Source organism: Peribacillus sp. FSL H8-0477 (assembly GCF_038002765.1).
In the GTDB taxonomy this organism is placed as follows: domain Bacteria; phylum Bacillota; class Bacilli; order Bacillales; family DSM-1321; genus Peribacillus.
The window spans coordinates 1,490,064-1,510,257 of sequence record NZ_JBBODE010000002.1 but is presented as its reverse complement, the minus strand read 5'-3'; the positions used below and the strand labels follow the sequence as shown (position 1 = coordinate 1,510,257).

General features: G+C 39.5%; 20 protein-coding genes. All 20 read right to left on the bottom strand.

The genetic code is table 11. From position 1 onward, the window contains the following. Window positions 1-12: 12 nt before the first annotated feature. The 20 genes from MHI18_RS19090 to MHI18_RS18995 all read right to left on the bottom strand — a co-directional run bounded on the left by MHI18_RS19090 (window position 13) and on the right by MHI18_RS18995 (window position 20,147). On the bottom strand, window positions 13-315 hold the full coding sequence (locus MHI18_RS19090; protein WP_340850333.1) for a YlxQ family RNA-binding protein: 303 nt from the start codon (window positions 313-315) through the stop codon (window positions 13-15). A 5-nt stretch (window positions 316-320) separates the two neighbouring features. After that, complete coding sequence (gene rnpM, locus MHI18_RS19085; protein WP_040374839.1) at window positions 321-596, bottom strand: RNase P modulator RnpM; 276 nt, start codon at window positions 594-596, stop codon at window positions 321-323. A gap of 17 nt (window positions 597-613) precedes the next feature. Then, the gene (nusA, locus tag MHI18_RS19080) at window positions 614-1,735 is read right to left on the bottom strand and encodes a transcription termination factor NusA (protein ID WP_340849715.1); all 1,122 of its coding nucleotides are present in this window, start codon (window positions 1,733-1,735) and stop codon (window positions 614-616) included. Between the two features lie 58 nt (window positions 1,736-1,793). Then, a complete protein-coding gene (rimP, locus tag MHI18_RS19075) occupies window positions 1,794-2,264 on the bottom strand; it encodes a ribosome maturation factor RimP (RefSeq protein ID WP_040374837.1) in 471 nt (156 codons plus the stop codon). Window positions 2,265-2,463: 199 nt separating this feature from the next. Then, window positions 2,464-6,783 (bottom strand): PolC-type DNA polymerase III, encoded by a 4,320-nt coding sequence (locus MHI18_RS19070; protein WP_340849712.1) that lies wholly within the window; start codon window positions 6,781-6,783, stop codon window positions 2,464-2,466. A 204-nt stretch (window positions 6,784-6,987) separates the two neighbouring features. After that, window positions 6,988-8,682, bottom strand: coding sequence for a proline--tRNA ligase (locus tag MHI18_RS19065; protein ID WP_340849711.1), 1,695 nt, complete (start codon window positions 8,680-8,682; stop codon window positions 6,988-6,990). Between the two features lie 194 nt (window positions 8,683-8,876). Continuing rightward, window positions 8,877-10,145: an RIP metalloprotease RseP gene (gene rseP, locus MHI18_RS19060; RefSeq protein WP_340849709.1), complete on the bottom strand. Its 1,269-nt coding sequence runs from the start codon at window positions 10,143-10,145 to the stop codon at window positions 8,877-8,879. Window positions 10,146-10,152: 7 nt separating this feature from the next. Next, window positions 10,153-11,310, bottom strand: coding sequence for a 1-deoxy-D-xylulose-5-phosphate reductoisomerase (gene dxr, locus MHI18_RS19055; RefSeq protein ID WP_340849707.1), 1,158 nt, complete (start codon window positions 11,308-11,310; stop codon window positions 10,153-10,155). 72 nt (window positions 11,311-11,382) lie between these two features. Beyond that, on the bottom strand, window positions 11,383-12,171 hold the full coding sequence (locus tag MHI18_RS19050; RefSeq protein ID WP_340849705.1) for a phosphatidate cytidylyltransferase: 789 nt from the start codon (window positions 12,169-12,171) through the stop codon (window positions 11,383-11,385). A 26-nt stretch (window positions 12,172-12,197) separates the two neighbouring features. Continuing rightward, a complete protein-coding gene (locus tag MHI18_RS19045; RefSeq protein WP_340849703.1) occupies window positions 12,198-12,971 on the bottom strand; it encodes an isoprenyl transferase in 774 nt (257 codons plus the stop codon). A gap of 361 nt (window positions 12,972-13,332) precedes the next feature. After that, window positions 13,333-13,890, bottom strand: a complete 558-nt coding sequence (gene frr, locus MHI18_RS19040) for a ribosome recycling factor (RefSeq protein ID WP_340849702.1) — start codon at window positions 13,888-13,890, stop codon at window positions 13,333-13,335. A 1-nt stretch (window position 13,891) separates the two neighbouring features. Next, window positions 13,892-14,611 carry a UMP kinase gene (gene pyrH / locus MHI18_RS19035; RefSeq protein WP_340849700.1) on the bottom strand — a complete coding sequence of 240 codons (720 nt, stop codon included), beginning with the start codon at window positions 14,609-14,611 and terminating at the stop codon, window positions 13,892-13,894. A 107-nt stretch (window positions 14,612-14,718) separates the two neighbouring features. Further along, entirely contained in the window at window positions 14,719-15,603 is an 885-nt protein-coding gene (gene tsf / locus MHI18_RS19030; protein WP_340849698.1) for a translation elongation factor Ts, read from the bottom strand. A gap of 151 nt (window positions 15,604-15,754) precedes the next feature. Continuing rightward, window positions 15,755-16,468: a 30S ribosomal protein S2 gene (gene rpsB / locus MHI18_RS19025; protein ID WP_340849696.1), complete on the bottom strand. Its 714-nt coding sequence runs from the start codon at window positions 16,466-16,468 to the stop codon at window positions 15,755-15,757. 148 nt (window positions 16,469-16,616) lie between these two features. Continuing rightward, window positions 16,617-17,240 carry a hypothetical protein gene (locus tag MHI18_RS19020; RefSeq protein WP_340849695.1) on the bottom strand — a complete coding sequence of 208 codons (624 nt, stop codon included), beginning with the start codon at window positions 17,238-17,240 and terminating at the stop codon, window positions 16,617-16,619. An 11-nt stretch (window positions 17,241-17,251) separates the two neighbouring features. Then, complete coding sequence (locus MHI18_RS19015) at window positions 17,252-17,560, bottom strand: hypothetical protein (protein WP_340849693.1); 309 nt, start codon at window positions 17,558-17,560, stop codon at window positions 17,252-17,254. 12 nt (window positions 17,561-17,572) lie between these two features. Next, a complete protein-coding gene (locus MHI18_RS19010) occupies window positions 17,573-18,358 on the bottom strand; it encodes a FliA/WhiG family RNA polymerase sigma factor (protein WP_340849692.1) in 786 nt (261 codons plus the stop codon). A 194-nt stretch (window positions 18,359-18,552) separates the two neighbouring features. Beyond that, window positions 18,553-19,047 carry a chemotaxis protein CheD gene (locus tag MHI18_RS19005; RefSeq protein ID WP_340849690.1) on the bottom strand — a complete coding sequence of 165 codons (495 nt, stop codon included), beginning with the start codon at window positions 19,045-19,047 and terminating at the stop codon, window positions 18,553-18,555. Beyond that, entirely contained in the window at window positions 19,040-19,657 is a 618-nt protein-coding gene (locus MHI18_RS19000; protein WP_340849688.1) for a chemotaxis protein CheC, read from the bottom strand. Before MHI18_RS19000 ends, MHI18_RS19005 begins: the two co-directional genes overlap by 8 nt. Before the next feature lie 19 nt (window positions 19,658-19,676). Beyond that, window positions 19,677-20,147, bottom strand: coding sequence for a chemotaxis protein CheW (locus MHI18_RS18995; protein ID WP_340849686.1), 471 nt, complete (start codon window positions 20,145-20,147; stop codon window positions 19,677-19,679). Between the last annotated feature and the right edge of the window lie 47 nt (window positions 20,148-20,194).

The following is a 20,194-nucleotide window of genomic DNA, read 5'->3' as shown; positions in this document are numbered from 1 at the left end:
CCCCGGAAAAATTCAATCGAGCAACGTTTGGAGTTTTTTAGCAAAACCTTCATCCAGAACTGCAACGGCGACACGTGCTTCCTTGCCTATTGCTTTTCCCAGTAATTCCCGATTTTCGACTCTTTTGAGAGGAACTTTGTAGAAGATACATTTATCAGTTAGTTTTTTTTCTGTATTCTTAGAAGCATCGGCAGCTAAAATCACCAATTTGGCATTGCCGTTTCTGATATCTTTTAGCACTAATTCTTCTCCAGAAATCAATTTACGCGCTCGATTGGCCAAACCTAATAGAGACATCCACTTTTGTTGGATCATGATGGTCACTGTTGCTCCTTATCCACTATTGCAAGTAATTGTTCATAAAGGGAAGGATCGATGTGTGCGCTGAGTTGATTAGCCAGCACATTTTTCTTCTGTGCTGACAAAATGATTTCCCGGTCAAGCGTCAAGTAGGCTCCACGCCCAGACTTTTTGCCTGTGGGATCAATGCTGACTTCCCCTTCTTTAGATCGTACGATACGAATTAGCTCTTTTTTCGGCTTCATTTCACCGCTAGCAATGCATTTGCGCATCGGTATTTTCTTTCGGCTATTCATTGTCGATCACCTCTTACTTATTCTTCAACATCAAAGTCTTCATCGTTATCATAGCTGTCTTGGCTAAGCAGCGGTTCTTGATCTTCAAGTGGATAGATTCCAGCTTCGCGGGCTTCTGTCTCACTCTTAATATCAATTTTCCAGCCTGTTAGTTTAGCAGCAAGACGAGCGTTTTGTCCTCGCTTACCGATAGCAAGAGAAAGCTGATAGTCAGGCACGATCACGGTCGTTCCTTTGTCGTCTTCTTTAATCAATACTTCAAGCACCTTAGAAGGGCTTAATGCATTGGCTACGAATACAACTGGATCTTCTGACCATTTGACAATGTCTATCTTTTCGCCTTTAAGCTCATTAACAATCGCTTGGACACGCTGTCCTTTTTGACCAACGCATGAACCTACTGGATCGACTTCTTCGTTATCCGAGTGAACAGATATCTTCGAACGATCTCCAGCTTCACGGGCTACTGATTTTATTTCAACTGTACCATCAAAAATTTCTGGTACTTCAATTTCAAATAAGCGTTTCAACAAACCAGGATGTGTACGTGAAACAAAGATTTGAGGGCCTTTTGAAGTCTTCTCAACCTTCGTGATAAATACTTTTATACGATCATGTGGTTTGTACGACTCATTTGGCATCTGTTCATTAATTGGAAGAAGCGCCTCTATTTTACCTAAGCTGACATAGATAAAACGTGAATCTTGGCGTTGTACAATTCCCGTCATGATGTCTTCTTCCCGATCAATAAATTCGGAGTAGATAATGCCGCGTTCAGCTTCGCGCACGCGTTGAGTAACAACCTGTTTAGCCGTTTGAGCAGCGATGCGGCCAAAGTCCTTCGGCGTTACTTCCATTTCCACAACATCATCAAGCATGTAGTTCGGGTTAATTAATTGGGCCTCTTCAACAGAGATTTCTAACCTTGCATCAAATACTTGATCAACAACATCTTTGCGGGCAAAGACTCTCATCGATCCCTTATCAAAGTTCATGTCAATACGAACATTTTGTGCTTGGTTAAAATTACGGCGGTATGCCGATATAAGTGCAGCTTCAATGGCATCAATTAAGATATCCCTTGATATGCCTTTTTCTTTTTCTAAAATATAGAGAGCATCAAGTAACTCCTTGCTCATGGTTGATCCCCCTTATGCATTCACATAAAAATTTTTGACGTTTTCCTAAGTTTATCTATTAGGAAAATGTAACGGCCAAGCGTGCTTTTGCAACTTTTTCATACGGAATGACGATTAATTTAACTCTTGTTTTGATTTTAACTTCTAGTGTTACTTGTGTGCCGTCAAACTCTAGAAGCTTTCCTTCAAACTCTTTTTCATTAAGAATTGGTTCATATGTTTTTATGTAAACATGTTTCCCAATCGCTTTTTGGAAGTCTTTGTCCTTCTTAAGCGGACGTTCTGCTCCAGGTGATGAAACCTCAAGATAATAATTCTGCTCGATTGGATCGGTTTCATCCAGCTTTTCGCTTAATTTCTCACTAACTATGCCGCAGTCCTCGATATCGACGCCTGTTTCTTTATCGATATAAACACGAAGAAACCAAGACTTTCCTTCTTTTACATACTCGACTTCGACTAGTTCTAGTTTCAGCTCTTCAAGTATTGGTGTGACAAGCTCTTCTACTGTATCAATTACTTTGCTCATGTGTTCCTCCATACATGTTTCGTCGTACGTTCTGTGTAATGGATTCGAATTTTTAGTAGAGTACAACAAGAAAGAGCGGGTTTCCCCACTCTTGCCATTGAATCTTCTTAAGTATTTCCAATTAAAATATATCATAATCGCCTTATTTATGCAAATGAAGCGGCTTTGACTGTTAGTCTGCCGGTACAATATACGTTTTTTAGAAAAGTGACAGCTGATTTTGTTCAGGTAAGTCACCCAGGCAGCCATGCTTATCCAGAAACTCAATAATAGTTTTTGAAACTTTCCCACGCTGTTGTAAATCTTCTTTTGATAAGAACTCACCGTTTTCACGGGCTTTAACCATATTAATTGCAGCATTCGTACCAAGACCAGGAATCGCATTAAAAGGTGGTATCAACGTATTTCCGTCAATAATGAATTCATCAGCACTTGATTTATATAAATCAATTTTCTGGAATGAAAAACCACGTTCACACATTTCTAATGCGAGTTCAAGTACTGTCAGGGTATTTTTTTCTTTTGTTGACGCATCGAGACCCTTAACTGTAATCTCTTCAATTTTGGTACGCAGGGCATGTGAACCCCTAGCCATCGCATCAACTTCAAAGTCTTCTGCACGGACAGTGAAATACGCTGCATAATAGACTAAAGGTAAATGAACTTTGAAATAGGCAATCCGTACGGCCATCAAAACATACGCAGCGGCATGGGCTTTCGGGAACATATACTTAATTTTTTTACATGAATCGATGTACCATTCCGGCACTTCGTTCTTACGCATCTCCGCTTCAAATTCATCTGACAGTCCTTTACCCTTACGAACGGATTCCATGATTTTAAAGGCAAGCGATGGATCGAGTCCCTGATAAATCAGGTATACCATGATATCATCACGACAACCGATTACTTCACTCAAGGTACAAATTGAATTATGAATAAGTTCTTGTGCATTTCCAAGCCAAACATCTGTACCATGTGACAGACCTGAGATCTGAACAAGTTCGGAAAAAGTTGTCGGCTTCGTGTCTTCAAGCATCTGACGTACAAATTTCGTTCCGAATTCGGGAATCCCTAAAGTACCTGTTCTACACATGATTTGATCTTGTGTTACACCTAATGATTCCGTACTGCTAAAGATTTTCATTACCTCTGGATCATCAGTCGGAACCGTTTTTGGATCAATTCCGCTCAGATCCTGAAGCATTCTGATAACCGTTGGATCATCATGGCCAAGTATATCAAGTTTTAGGATATTATCATGGATGGAGTGGAAATCAAAATGAGTCGTTTTCCATTCTGAATTCCGATCATCTGCCGGAAATTGAATCGGCGTAAAATCGTAAATATCCATATAATCAGGTACTACGATAATACCGCCTGGATGCTGTCCAGTTGTTCGTTTCACACCGGTACATCCAGATACAAGCCGGTCCGTTTCAGCGCCGCGGATAATCATATTATTATCTGCCGCGTACCCCTTAACATAACCATATGCAGTCTTTTCAGCAACCGTTCCTATCGTTCCTGCTCTGAAGACGTATTCCTCACCAAACAGTTCTTTCGTATAGTTATGGGCCTTGGGCTGGTACTCACCGGAAAAGTTCAAATCGATATCGGGTACCTTATCCCCTTTAAACCCAAGGAAGGTTTCAAACGGAATGTCATGGCCATCCTTTTTATAGCGCGTCCCACAGTTCGGACAATTCTTATCAGGTAGATCAAAACCTGAACCAACTGACCCGTCATCAAAGAACTCCGATTTTTTACAGTTGGGGCAGACAAAATGCGGCGGAAGCGGATTTACCTCTGTTATCTCTGTCATAGTTGCAACTAGAGATGAACCGACTGATCCCCGTGAACCAACTAAATATCCATCATCCAATGATTTCTTAACCAATTTATGCGAAATGAGATAAATAACCGCAAAACCATGGCCGATGATACTTTTTAATTCTTTTTCAAGACGTGCTTCAACAATTTCAGGCAATTCTTCACCATAGATGCTCCTTGCCATTGTGTAACTCATTTCTTTCATTTCTTCTTCGGCGCCTTCAATTTTCGGTGTATACAGTTCGTCTTTGATTGGTTTAATGTCATCAATCATATCGGCAATTTTATTCGTGTTTGTAACAACGATTTCTTTAGCTCTCTCTTCACCTAAAAATGAGAACGATTTAAGCATCTCATCTGTGGTGCGGAAATGAACGTCTGGCAATGAATGGCGATTAAGTGGATTTGCACCACCTTGTGAATTAATCAAGATTTTTCGGTAAATTTTATCATTAGGATCAAGATAATGAACATTACCTGTTGCTACAACCGGCTTGTTTAATTTTTCACCCAAGTCAACCAGATTCTCGAGGATACTCTCCAATGATTTTTGGTCGCGTACATACTCTCGTTCGATCATATGCTGGTACACCTCTTTGGGATGTACTTCAATATAATCGTAAAACTCGGCAATCTTCAGAACTTCCTCAAAGCCCTTTTGCATCATTCCTTCAAACACTTCGCCCTTATCACAACCTGAACCGACTAAAATACCTTCACGAAGTTTAGCCAGTTTCGAACGTGGAATTCGAGGCACTCGGTAATAAAAGTCAATATGGGCTAGACTCACAAGTTTAAATAAGTTCTTTAACCCTGCTTGAGTTTGTGCAATCAACGTGCAATGATACGGACGTGAACGTTGATACGCATTACCTTGTCCCATATTTTCATTAAACTGATCATGATAAATGATTCCTTTTTCAGTGGCATCTTTCAGCATTTTGAGCAATAAATAACCTGTTGCTTCAGCATCGAATATCGCCCGGTGATGTTGAGTCAGTTCAATGTCAAATTTCTTCGTTAACGTATTTAAGCGATGATTTTTAAATTCAGGATACAAGAAACGGCCGAGTTCGAGCGTATCAATAACCGGGTTTTCTGCTTTCGGATAGCCTAATTTTTTGTAGCCTACATTTAGAAATCCCATATCAAAGCTGGCATTATGTGCGACAAGTACTCCATCGCCTGCCCAGTTACGGAAGTTCTCAAGAACTTCTGATACTTCTGGAGCATTTTCAACCAAATCATCTGTAATTCCTGTTAAGTCAATCGTTGTGGTTGATAAAGGATGATGCGGGTTCGCAAACGATTCAAAACGGTCAATGATGTCCCCATTATGAATTTTCACGGCCGCGAGTTCAATAATCGTATCGTATACTGCTGAAAGACCTGTTGTTTCAAAGTCAAACACCACATACGTTTCGTCTGCTAATAAACGATGCGAATCATTATAAGCAATTGGCACTCCATCATCGACAAGGTTAACTTCTACACCATATAGAATTTTTATATCATGTTTCTTTCCAGCACTATACGCATCAGGAAAAGATTGCACACCTGCATGATCAGTTACTGCTATCGCTTTATGCCCCCATTTTGCTGCTTGGGCAACAAGGCTCCCAACTGGGGTGACAGCATCCATTTGACTCATTGGGGTATGCAAATGCAGCTCAACACGTTTTTCATCTTTGGGTGCATGATCAAGCCGACCTATTTTCGTGATTTCATTAATATCATTGGCAATCATCACTAAGTCACGAACAAATGTATCATTTTGAATACTACCCTGCGCTCTGACCCACATTCCTTTTTTCACATTTGCTAAAATAGCAGCATCTTCTTTATCACGAGAAAACACCTTAATTAAAATGGAACTTGTGTAGTCAGTCACCTTGAATGTTAACAGTGTTCTTCCGCTCCGAAGCTCTCTAAGTTCTGAGTGGAAAACATACCCTTCAATCGCAATTTTACGTTCTTCGTCAATAATTTGTTCAATTCTACGGAAATCGGCATCTTCTTTGATGGTATAACCAATTTTAACGGGTCCGTGGTATTGATCATCACTGCCTTTTTCAGATTCTTTCTTTTGCATCTCAGTCAAGGCTGCAAGTCCCTTGGCTTCATCTTCTTTTTGTTTGTCTACAAGGAACTGCTGATAATCCTTATCTTCCTTCATTTCAGACACTTCTGCATCAAGAGAGAAAGCTGGGAAACCAAGTGATTGATAGATATTTGAAATCAATCCTGAATATTTATTCTTCAGCTGTCCCGCTTCCGCTCCATTTCTTGCCTTCACAAAAATTCGATTCCCAACAATTTTTGGTTCTTGATCATTTAATAATGAGAGTAAGGCTGGTGACATTCCGTCAAGTTCACTAATACAGTGCCGCCAATACTCTTTCACCAATTCATCAGAAATGTTTGGATTCTCTACTTGAAACGAAAAAGTCACTCTAGCAAGATGCGCAAAAGTAGCCGCAAGATGGTTGGCAAAGCGAGTGTTCACACTGCATGGCAGCACATCATTCAATTTAAAAATAAAATGCCAAGACTTTGCATCCCGGTCTATAGACAGCTTCACAATTTCAGCTTGATAAAAATAGGTAACAAACGCATCCTCTGTTAGATCCATTTGCTGCAGCAAGAGTTGAAATCTTTCTCTTCCCGTATTCGGATTTTGATCCATTTCCGCTCTCCCCTTATATTCTCTAGTTAATCTATTGTTTGTTTCGCTAATAATCACTAAGTAATAGAGAGGTAATTATAACATATCGACAACATTCGCTAATGAAGTTCCTAGATATTTTTTTGATATGTTGCTGGTAAAACAAATACAGGCCTACGCCAATAAAAAAAGCATCATCATGATGACTGATGCTTTTTTATTTTTTTACAGAAGCCCTTTTAGCGTTTCAGCAAGTTCTGCTTTAGTTACCTCGAGAACTTCACCAGTTTTTCTAATTTTCACTTCTAGGATTCCATCGGCTGCCTTTTTACCAACCGTCACTCTAACAGGTAAACCAATTAAATCAGAATCAGCAAATTTAACTCCCGCACGCTCTTTACGATCATCCATCAAAACAGCTAATCCTTGTGTCTTAAGGTCTTGATACAATTCTTCAGCAACAGCTGCTTGTGTATCATCCTTCATATTAACAGGAATCAAATGTACTTGATACGGAGCTAAATTCGATGGCCATAGCAAACCGTTTTCATCATTAAATTGTTCAGCGACAGCAGCAAGTGTTCTAGAGACTCCAATGCCATAACAACCCATGATCATTGGTTGGGAGCGGCCATTTTCATCCAGATAAACAGCGTTCATCGCTTCACTATACCTAGTACCGAGCTTAAAGACATGTCCTACTTCGATACCTTTAGCAAATTTAATCGTACCCTGACCGTCTGGTGAATTGTCTCCTTCTTGAATGAAACGAAGATCTGTATACTGTGATACTTCAAAATCACGATTTGGATTCACATTCATATAATGGAAATCTTCTTCATTTGCACCTGTCACCGCATTAACAAGGAATTCAACTTCTTGGTCGGCTAGTACTTCTACTTCTTTTAATCCCACAGGTCCTAAAGAGCCCACTGAACAGCCTAGTATCTCTTGTGTTTCTGCTGGTGAAGCAAGCTCCACAGATCCAGCATCATAGAAGTTTTTCAATTTAATATCATTTACTTCATGATCGCCGCGAACTAGAACCGCAACATACTTATCATCCACTTTGAATAATAACGTTTTGATGCATTGCTGCTGAGATACCTTAAGAAATGCTGCTACATCCTCAATCGTTTTCTGTCCAGGTGTTGCAATTTTTTCTAACGGTTTTTCTGTTTCAGTACTTCTTTCTTTAGTTAAGATAACTGGTGCCATCTCAACGTTGGCTGCATAGTCAGAAGTATCAGAGTAGGCAATTGTATCTTCACCGACTTCAGATAAGACCATGAATTCATGCGTATCTTTTCCACCCATAGCACCGGAATCGGCAATTACAGCTCTAAAATCTACTCCACAACGGGTAAAGATATTGGTATAGGCTGTGAATAAACGTTGGTACACTTCATCCAGACTTTCTTGATTAGCATGGAACGAATAAGCATCCTTCATAATAAATTCACGTCCGCGCAGCAGTCCAAAACGAGGGCGTTTTTCATCACGGAACTTCGTTTGAATTTGGTAAACGGTTAACGGGAGACGCTTATATGATTTTACTTCATCACGTACTAAACTTGTAATTACTTCTTCATGTGTTGCACCAAGCGCAAACTCACGATTGTTTCGGTCTTTCAATCTCATGAGTTCCGGTCCATATGAGTACCATCTGCCAGATTCCTGCCAGAATTCTGCTTGTTGAAGAGCAGGCATTAGCATTTCTACCGCTCCAGCATTTTCCATTTCTTCTCGAACAATTGTTTCTATTTTTTGAAGAACTCGTATTCCAAGCGGCATAAAGCTATACACACCACTTGAATTTTGCCTCATAAATCCTGCTCGTAATAAAAGCTGGTGGCTTTTTATTTCAGCATCTGCTGGTGTTTCTCTTAAAGTTGGGATTAATGTCATCGTTTGTTTCATCTTTGCACCTCTTCAATTACATATATTAAAAAGCATCAAAACAAAAGCGCTATAACCTTAGCGCTGCTTGCATTTTCCTTATCTTGCTTATCGTCCAATTATACATGAGATATCAAGATAAGAAAAGCTGAAGCAGTGAAAAAACAAGCCAGCCGAGATTGTCTCAGCTGGCTGTTTTTACTTTCCCTCACGTACTAGAGGAAAAAGCGTTGAATATCGTTCCAAGTTACCAAAATCATTAAGAGCATTAATAAAGCAAAGCCCACAAAATGGACAAGGCCTTCTTTTTGCCGATCAATCGGTTTCCCTCGTAAGAATTCTACCAAGAAGAACAGCAATCTTCCGCCATCAAGTGCAGGCAGCGGGAGTAGATTCATAATTCCTAGGTTAATACTTAGCAATCCTGCCCATTTCATTAAGTAAAAGATTCCTGATTTAGCGACTTCCTCCGTTGACTTATAAATGCCAACCGGACCGGATAACGCATCAAGCGAGAACCCTCCAGTAATTAGAGAACCAAGAATAACAAAAATCTGCTTTGTCCAAAAATAAGTTTCTGTAAACCCATATTTGAAAGCATTAATAGGAGACTTCTCTACAGGAGGATAGACTCCAATTACACCGACCTTTTCTCCTTCACGATCAACTTCTTGTGGAACCACTAAAATTTCTTCTGTTTTATTCCCACGCTCAACAACAAATTCAATTTCTTTACCCGGATTTTTCTGGATGGCTTCCTGCACATCCTGCCAGCTTGAAACTTCATTGCCGTCAATACTTTGAATTTCATCACCATTTTTCAAACCAGAAGTGATAGCTGAACCGTCTGCGGTTAACTCCCCAAGACGTGGTTCATCCACAGCCACTCCTTGAAATAAACCGATAATGACAAAAATGACAAAGGCTAAGACAAAGTTCATCATAGGACCAGCAAAAATGGTCATCGTCCGGTGGCCTAATGACTTCGAGTTAAATTGGCGTTCAAATGGAGCAATTTGATTCTCTACTCCCTCACTCACTACCACTGCATCTTCAGCGATTTTAAACGTTTGAAGCGTCTCTTCTTCGCCTTCTTCATAACCCTGAATCATCATTTTATGTTCAAGATCGGCCGCCTCTACTTCAATCACCCGTAAATCCGGGTATTTGTCCTTATTGTCGAGGACAATCTTTGTAACTATTCCTTCTGGATTAAATAGCAAACCGACCCGATACCCTGGTTTGAGTTCTGGGTTCTCGGCATCCTCTCCAGCCATACGGACATAACCGCCAAGCGGGAGTAACCGGATGGTATACACGGTTTCGTTTTTTTTGTAAGTAAATACTTTAGGACCAAAACCTATAGCAAATTCACGGCAGAGTATTCCTGCTCGCTTTGCAAATACTAAATGACCAAGCTCATGAAAAAAGACAAGTGACCCAAAGATCACAATAAAGGCTACTATTGTTTGAACGGTCAGCACGTGTTTCTCACCTCTCTTTTACTAGTGTATGGACCAACTGACGGGTACTTTCATCAACTTCTTGAATGGTTGCTAAATCTGGTACAGCTATCACCGTATGATGATTCATTGCCTTTTCAATCAGCGTTTCTATCCCTAAGAAAGTTACCTTCCCATCAAGAAAAGCAGCCGCAGCTACTTCGTTCGCTGCATTCATCACAGTTGGCATCGTGCCGCCTATTTTACCTGCTTCATAAGCAAAACGCAAACATGGATAACGATTAAAATCCATCTCTGCAAAATGAAGCAATCCAAGCTTCGCAAGATTCAGCCGGTTGCTTGAAGCAAGAGGCAGACGATCCGGATAGGTTAAGGCATACTGAATCGGAACCCGCATATCTGGACTGCCCAGCTGAGCCATCACACTGGAATCATGAAATTCAACCATTGAGTGAATAATGCTTTCTTTATGTAGAAGTACATCAATTTTTTCATATGGCAAATCAAACAACCAATGAGCCTCTATGACTTCAAGCCCCTTGTTCATCATTGTTGCTGAGTCAATCGTAATCTTTGCACCCATTGACCAATTCGGATGGTTCAAGGCTTCTTCAACCGTGACCCCAGCCAGCTGTTCACGTGTTCGATCTCTGAAACTACCCCCCGAAGCGGTAATAATCAATCGTTCAATGTTTTTTTCCTGCTCACCCTGTAGTGCTTGAAAGATTGCAGAATGCTCACTATCAACCGGAAGCAGGCTTATACCAGCTTGTTTAGCCGCATCCATCACAAGATGACCTGCCGTTACTAATGTTTCTTTATTGGCTATGGCAATGTCTTTTCCCGCTTTAATTGCTTCGAGAGTTGGAAATAATCCAACACTGCCAATTACTGCATTCACAAGTACATCCGCTCGATGATATACAGCCGTTTCAACTAATCCTTCATCACCATAGGTGAAGGCAATTCCCTCTTTTGAAAATTCACTCTTTAACTGATCATAATCACTTTTTTCTTGGACTGAAACAAGCTCCGGCTTGAATTCAAGAATATATTCTCTTACTAGATTAATATTTCTGCCGGCAGATAAAGCAACAATCTTGAAATCTTGAGGATGCTCCCTGACAACTGCTGCCGTTTGCTTCCCTATTGATCCTGTTGCTCCTAAAAGACTAATACATTTCAATTCCTGTTCATCTCCTGACCAAAATGATGTCCAATTAATGATACGTCATTCAATACCGCTAATAGAACTTTTTTATAAAAAATGTAAAAAATGCAGAATCGGCAGGATAAAAAGTAAACTGTCGAACCGATCAAGTATGCCTCCGTGACCCGGAAGGATTTTCCCTGAATCCTTTACCCCATAATGACGTTTATATGCGGACTGTACAAGATCGCCCAATTGTCCGAAAATAGCTATAACAATACTCATTGTCAGCAATTTGACAGCGCTCATGTCCGTAAATAATAAGAACAGCACACCTACCACAAGAGCAGAGATAATTCCTCCTACAAAACCTTCAACGGTTTTATTAGGACTAATTGTCGGCCAAAGTTTGTTTTTCCCAAACGCCTTCCCAATAAAATACGCACCGGAATCCGTAGCCCAGATGGTAAAGAGCGCAAGGAATATATACATAATTCCCACTTCACGTGTCTCGAATAAATAATAAAAGCCCATACCTACATATAAGACAGAAATCACCATAAATCCTGCGTCGTCAAACGTAAATTTATTCTTCGTAATAACAGAAGCTAGTAAATACAGCAATATTCCTATTAACACCATTTGACTCTTATCGTACCCATGAGAAGTCAAATAGTTGAGAATCTCACCATCGGCAGGAAGAAGCAGGATCCATAATAGAATAAAGGAAATCACCGAAGGAACAGAAAATAAAGGTGTTTTTTTCATTCTGATTAATTCATATAAACCGATAGTGGCCATTAAATACACTAAAGCTAAAAGCGGCAGGCCGCCTGCTATGATAATTGGCAGAAATACTGCTGCTGCTATAACAGCCGTGATAATTCGTTGTTTCATAACTAGTTATTTCCTCACCTTCTAAACTACACACCGCCAAAGCGGCGAGAACGCTTTTGATATACTTCAATCGCTTCTACTAAGTGCTCATCTTTAAAGTCTGGCCAAAGTACATCTGTAAACCAGAGTTCAGAATAAGCCAACTGCCATAGCATAAAATTACTTAACCGGATTTCACCGCTTGTTCGGATTAATAAATCAGGATCTGATAATTTATCCGTCATTAAATAACGATTAAACACTTCTTCAGTGATATCAGATTCGATGCCTCCAGACTTAATGTCCTGTGCCGCCTTATTAACCGCAGCAAGTATTTCAGCCCGACTTCCGTAATTTAACGCAAAATTGAGTATCATACCGGTATTATCCTTGGTCTCCTCCATTGCTTTCTCTACAGCTGCAATTGTATGAGCAGGAAGTGAATCTTTATCACCGATCATCTCCACTCGTACGTTTTCAGAAATAAGCTCTGGAAGAAACGTTCCGAGAAATTCTTGGGGTAATTTCATTAAAAAGTCTACTTCAGTTTTTGGTCGTTTCCAATTTTCAGTAGAAAACGCATAAACACTTAGGACTTTTACACCTAATTGATTGGCGAGCTTCGTCACTTTTTTTACAGTTTTCATGCCTTCGTGATGTCCAGCAATTCTCGGAAGTGCTCGTTTCTTCGCCCAACGACCATTACCATCCATAATAATGGCTATATGCTGCGGCACTTCGCATTTTTTTATATCCATAATTCTTTGGTCTAAAGCAGAAGAAGCATCCTTTTTACACCAACGCTTCCATAGTGAATACATGCTAGTGTCCCCCATTAAGTTGTACTCTATCTCAACCATATTTTCTAGTTCTCTGTATTATGTAAAAAGAATTACAGAATCCATATAATAATAACAAAAAAATTTACCTTATCCTATTATTATGATGAAAAAAAATCTCACAACAGACGAAATATGTCAACTTCATCACAGTCACCCTGTAATTAATAAGGAGATCTAACTTAAAAAGGCCGGACCTAAATCAATGGAAAAAGCTTTAAGATGTATGATACCCCTGAAAAACGAAAGGAAAGTATCCTTTCGTCTATTTTGGCATCATAAATCCATCATGTCTTTTTTCCATTCTTTAGCATCCAGCCCTTATTTAGAAGCAATTGTTCAGTTACACGTCCATAATTTCTTTTTCTTTATCTTTCGTGATGTCATCAATTTTACTGATATGACTATCTGTCATTTTTTGTACTTCTTCTGAATATGTTCTCAACTCATCTTCAGTAATTTGGCTGCTTTTTTCAAGCTTTTTAAGATCATCATTGGCATCACGACGTACATTTCTAATCGCAATTTTTGCTTCTTCTGATTCTTTACGCGCCACTTTAACTAAATCTTTACGACGCTCTTCAGTTAAAGCAGGAATTCCAATACGGATAATCGATCCATCATTAGAAGGATTTAACCCTAAATCAGATTTAAGAATGGCTTTTTCAATATCGCCTAAGATCGTCTTATCATATGGCTGAATGACCAAAAGTCGGGCTTCTGGAACAGATACCCCAGCAACTTGGTTAATCGGAGTTGGTGCACCATAATAATCCACGCTGATTCTATCAAGAAGAGAAGCATTCGCACGGCCAGTACGGATCGTAGCTAACTCACGAGTATAAGCTCCAATCGCTTTTTCCATTTTTGTTTTAGTGTTGGCAATTATTTGTTTTGGCATATTATTTCCCCCTTACGATCGTTCCTATAGTTTCACCTAGAACGACACGTTTAATATTTCCCTCTTCCATGAGTGAAAACACGATTAATGGGATATCATTGTCCATACAAAGTGAAGATGCAGTAGAATCCATCACTTCAAGACCTTCTTTTAATACATCTAGATAAGAAAGCTCATCGTATTTAACTGCATTCTTATCTTTAACTGGATCAGCGCTGTAAACACCATCAACATTGTTTTTAGCCATTAAAATAACATCGGCTTCAATTTCAGCTGCGCGAAGAGCGGCAGTTGTATCTGTAGAGAAGTAAGGATTACCAGTTCCGGCAGCGAATATAACCACTCGCTTTTTTTCAAGATGTCTTATAGCCCGGCGTCTAATATAAGGTTCTGCTACCTGTCTCATTTCGATAGAAGTTTGAACGCGTGTTTCAACACCAAGCTGGTCTAGGCTGTCTTGCAGAGCGAGTGAGTTCATGACTGTCGCCAGCATGCCCATATAATCAGCATTAGCCCGGTCCATTCCCATTTCACTGCCGATTTTTCCGCGCCAAATATTTCCGCCGCCTACGACAACAGCAACCTCTACATCTAATTCTGCAATTTCTTTGACTTGTTGTGCAATTGATTTAATGACAGAAGGATTGATTCCAAAACCTTCTTCACCGGCAAGTGCTTCACCGCTTAGTTTTAATACGACACGTTTATATTTAGAGCTCATATGAACCTCCAACTATGTAATCTTTTATCCCGCTCTTTGCGGGTCTGGTCCTGGTTGTTCAAAAATAGGGAACACTAGTGTGCTCCCTATTCAAACATGTTAGTCAATTAGTCCTTTTTAACTTGGTTCATAACTTCTTCTGCAAAGTTTTCTTGGCGTTTTTCGATTCCTTCGCCAACTTCAAAACGTACGAATTCACGGATTTTTCCGCCTTTAGATTCAACGAATGCGCCAACTTTTACATCAGGGTTTTTAACGAATGCTTGTTCGTTAACACAAATTTCTTCATAGAATTTGTTAATGCGGCCTTCAACCATTTTAGCAACAATTTTCTCTGGTTTTCCTTCGTTTAACGCCTGTTGTGTCAACACTTCACGCTCACGCTCAAGTTCACTTGCATCCACTTGGTCACGTGATACATAAGATGGTTTAATAGCAGCGATGTGCATTGAAACGTCTTTAGCTGCCTCTTCATCTGTTGAACCTTCAATAACAGATAACACACTGATTCTTCCGCCCATATGAAGGTATGCGCCGAATGAATCACTGTCTGTTTTTGTCATAACTACAAAACGACGAAGCGTTAATTTTTCACCAATTTTTGCAACAGCTGCATTGATGTGGTCATTTACTTTTGCACCATTCGCTAATGTGTACTCAAGTGCTGCTTCAACACTTGCAGGTTTTTCTGCAAGAAGGAATTCAGCAAGCTCTTTAACAAGCGTTTGGAAGCCTTCGTTTTTAGCAACAAAGTCAGTTTCAGAATTCACTTCAAGGATAACTGCTTCGTTTCCTTTAACAAGAATAGAAGTTAATCCTTCAGCAGCGATACGATCTCCTTTATTTGCTGCTTTAGCAATTCCTTTTTCACGAAGGAAATCAATTGCTTTTTCCATATCTCCATCTGTTTCTACTAATGCTTTTTTGCAGTCCATCATCCCTGCACCTGTTTTTTCACGAAGTTCTTTTACTAACTGAGCTGAAATAGCCATCTTTAAAATCCTCCTCATTTATATGTAACTAAAATGTAATCATAAAATTAGATGTGAATAACGTCTGCCCGTTATATGGCAGGTAATCATTAGCCAAAAAAAGGTGATAAAAGGCATTATCCTCTTATCACCTTTTTTTTGGTAGAAATGATTAAGCAGTAGTTGTTTCTGCTGCTGTTTCTTCACCTTGTTTAGCTTCTAAAATCGCATCAGCCATTTTACCAGTCAAAAGCTTAACTGCACGGATTGCATCATCATTCGCAGGAATGATTACATCAATTTCATCCGGATCACAGTTAGTATCAACAATACCAACAAGTGGAATGTTCAATTTATGTGCTTCTGCTACAGCAATACGCTCTTTACGAGGATCGATAACGAAAATAGCATCAGGAATGCCCTTCATATCTTTAATTCCGCCTAAGAATTTTTCAAGGCGTTCTAATTCTTTTTTAAGTTGAATAACTTCTTTTTTAGGAAGAACTTCAAACGTTCCGTTCTCTTCCATTTTTTCGATATCTTTAAGACGCTTAATACGCTTTTGAATTGTTTCAAAGTTTGTAAGCGTTCCGCCCAACCAACGTTGGTTAACATAGAACATACCAGAACGGATAGCTTCATCTTTAACAGATTCTTGAGCTTGCTTTTTAGTACCAACGAAAAGAACAGTTCCTCCGTTAGCAGCGATATCTTTAACGAAGTTATAAGCTACATCAACCATCTTCACAGTTTTTTGAAGATCGATAATGTAAATGCCGTTACGCTCAGTGAAGATATATTTCTTCATTTTTGGGTTCCAACGACGTGTTTGGTGACCGAAGTGTACTCCAGCTTCAAGCAATTGTTTCATAGAAATTACTGACATTTAATAGTTCCTCCTAAGTGGTTTTGTTTCTCCTCCGTGCCGATCATTTCTATACAGAAACTGTTTTAACAGCACCATCTGCATAAATCACGGAACGTGTGTATTAACACCAATTCATAATATAGCATAACTGTAATTTAGAAGCAAGTTATTTTTTTACTTTTTCGTTGAATCTTAATAACAGTTCAATCTCTGTCTTCCCTTTTTTCAGGGTTCTTGCAATTTCTTCTATTGAAAGACCTTTACTAGATAATTGGACAACTTCTTCAACAAGACTCAAAGGAGCTTGGCTAGTGTTTTTGATTTCTTTATCCAAGGTCTCACGGAAACTTTTCTCGGGTGACTTAGAATCATTCTCTTCACCCTTTCCAGAATACTGCGTAAGCTCTAGTTTATCTTGAATGGTTACTGGTAATTCCAAAGAATCTAGAGGTGTTACAGTACGGTAGGGATTAGGAGCTTTGGGCAGACTTCTGACTGATTCTTGCAAAGGGGAATCAGCTTTTGATTCACTCTTTGCTAAATGGACAGACCTCTCACCCTGTTCCTTACTCGGTTTTTCACTTATACGCTGGACATACTGTATAAGTTCATTATTTTCTGCTTGCATCTCGATCAGATGGGCAGCAAGAACATCTTCCATTTCAGATATAATGGATTGCTGCTGTTTTTCAAGATTCGTAAAATTGCCTTGTCTAACATACAAAACAATAACTGCGAAAATCGTGAGTATATTAATTAAAAAGAGAACAAATAGAATAAGTGCTGACATAATACCCCTCTTTATCCGGAATAATCGATACTTTTCCCTTTATATGGGTGATCAGCATTAACCTCTTCCTGTGGATCCTTTTTACGTTTCTTGGAGGTATAAAGATGAGTATCTTTGCTTGACTCCTTTTCGTGAAAGGCCGCTTCTCTCAAGTCTTCTTGGCTAGTCACAGTTGTTTGCTTTCTTTTCTCTTCCTTATGTACCTCCACCACTGCTTGATCATTAAGGTTTTGACTCTGTCGCTGCATCTGTTCCTGAATTTTCCCTGCGTCTTGGGTTCTAGGCAGAGCTATTTGCAATTCCAAAACTCTCAGGCTCATAAATACCAATCCTTATCTTTGGTTTTTATCTTCCTTTTTTTCATGATTTTTCATAATAATTCGCAGTTTAAAAATGGACTTAGAATGAATCTGTGAAATTCTTGAGGTAGATAGCCCCATGACTTGACCGATTTCAGTTAAAGTTAATTCTTCCTTATAAAACAATTGAAGGACGAGTTGTTCCTTCTCATTTAACGTTTCAATTATTTTAGCCAGTTCTTGATATAATTCCTTTTTTTCCAACTGTTCGTCAGGAAGAATTGCTTTCGTGTCTTTGATATGAAAACCCGTCTCTTTTTCTTCGTTTTCCTGCGGACTTTCGTCCATAGAAAGGACATTGGCAAAAAAGTGTTCATTCATTGAACTATATACTTCTTCTTCAGAGATATCTAACGTTTGAGCAATTTCCTTAGGTGAAATGTTACGCATATGCTGCTGCTCTAACTTTTCAACTGCTGCCTCTATTTTCTTTGCTTTTTCTCTCGCACTGCGAGGAAGCCAGTCTTCTTTTCGCAGTCCGTCATAAATCGCTCCACGGATTCGGAAGGACGCATACGTATCAAATTTTAAATCCCTGGTCGGGTCGAATCGCTCTAAGGCATCAAATAGCCCCATTAACCCTAAGCTTCTGATATCATCCCGGCTAACGTTTTTTGGCAAGGTAACAGAAATCCTCTGAACATGGTAGGATACAAGAGGCATATACTTCCTCACCAAAATGTCACCTGCTTGGGAATCACGGCAGTCGATCCAATTTTTCCAATATAACTGCTCTTCTCCGGAAGTCAGTTGAGACATGGTATTCCTCCTAACACTAAAAAAACTGCAAGCTTTCATTGTCATCCAACAACTATTTCTAGTATAACAAAAAATAACCAATTGTTTATATATGCTTAATACCCTATATTTAGGTAAGCGAATCGTAAATTTCAGAGAACTATTTATATCGATTGTATGAATATTCTTTTTCAACACCCAGACCTTTGACTAGTTCAAATATCTTTTGTTCTCTTATTTACTGTTTTAATCGTAAGAAAACATGTTACTGGATTAAAATCAATCGTCCGCCCACTGTTTCCGCCTGTATCTTCAGCAAGAATTGGGATTCCAAGTGCAAGTAATTGTCCTTTAACGGCTTCCACATTACGCGGACCGATACGCATTAAGTCACCTGTTGAGAACTGAAACATCTGTGCTCCCCCTGCTATTTTTGCTTTTAGAGAGCTAATCCGCGATCCTTTTTCCTGCAATCTTTTTACCATCTCTACTATGGCTGTGTCAGCAAATTTCGCCACGTTAAGCTGACCAGCTCTTGATAACGATGAATCTGGAAGCATAACGTGCACAAGTCCGGCATGTTTTTTGACTGAATCATAAATAACTACCCCCACACATGAGCCCAGACCGCATGTTCTGATGATATCCGGTGAGGTGACGAGGTTCATATCTGCAATACCTACTCTAATCACTGTCGGCACCTCACTCATTGCCGGATACCCCTAAGGAAGTAAACATAATGTCCAGCGAATCTGGATCGGGCAGCAGAAAAAAATGACCCTGTATAGCCTCGTTAGTACCAGATTCAGTTAGAACAGTATCGATCAAAATAGCCAAGTCACCCGTCTGGGAAAGTTCAATCAATCCGTAACTAATAGTGGCCCCTACCATATCAATACTTAATGAAGGAACCGATGGCAATAAGGTAAGACCCGTGAAATCAGAAAGAGCTGAAAGATAGGAACCAGATAGAATATTCCCCACTTCCTGCAAAGCTGATAAGGCAATTTCGGAGTAGGGAGGATTAGTAAAACTAAAGTTCACTTCATCTGTTACTTCGTGAATAAAAAATTCTGCCTGCTTCAAGGGCAAGATAAAAAACATACTTCCCGGTGCTTCTCCCTCGAGACGAAGAAAGACACTGGCAGCCACCATTTCCGAACCACCAGCAGCCTCCATCATTTCCTCGAAAGATAAGACCCTTACACTTGGTACCTTCATATCTATTTTTCTTTGAAGTAATGTTGAGAGGGCTGTCGCGGCATTTCCAGAGCCTATATTCCCAATTTCTTGAAGAACACTAAGTTGAAATGTTGACATTTTCTCTAAGTACATCTCTTTACCCTTCTTTGACGGAGAGAAGGGTTTCCTCCGGATTCAACACTTTCTCTAAATTTAATAAGATGAGCAAACGTTTATCCAGCTTAACCACACCACTAATAAACTCATCTGCGACAGAACCCACCACATCAGGCTGTGGTTCGATCGTATCCATAAAAATATCTATCACATCATTCGCCGAATCAACAATTAACCCTGCATCCATTCCATCAAGAGTAACAATGATAATCCTCGTCTGTTCAGTATAAACTTGCTCATCAAGTGCAAATCGAATTCGCAAATCAATGATAGGAATAATTACGCCTCTAAGATTGATAACACCCTTTATAAATGGGACAGTTCTTGGCACTCTAGTAATATGAAGAATCTTTTCAATGGCCTTAACATGATTGACGGGCAGGGCATATTCTTTATCTTTTAATTGAAATACAATTATTTTCATTTCTTCTTGTTCAATTTGCTCTATCATTCATAGTCCTCCTCTGCCAGGTTACGGCGTGCATGTCAGCAAAATGA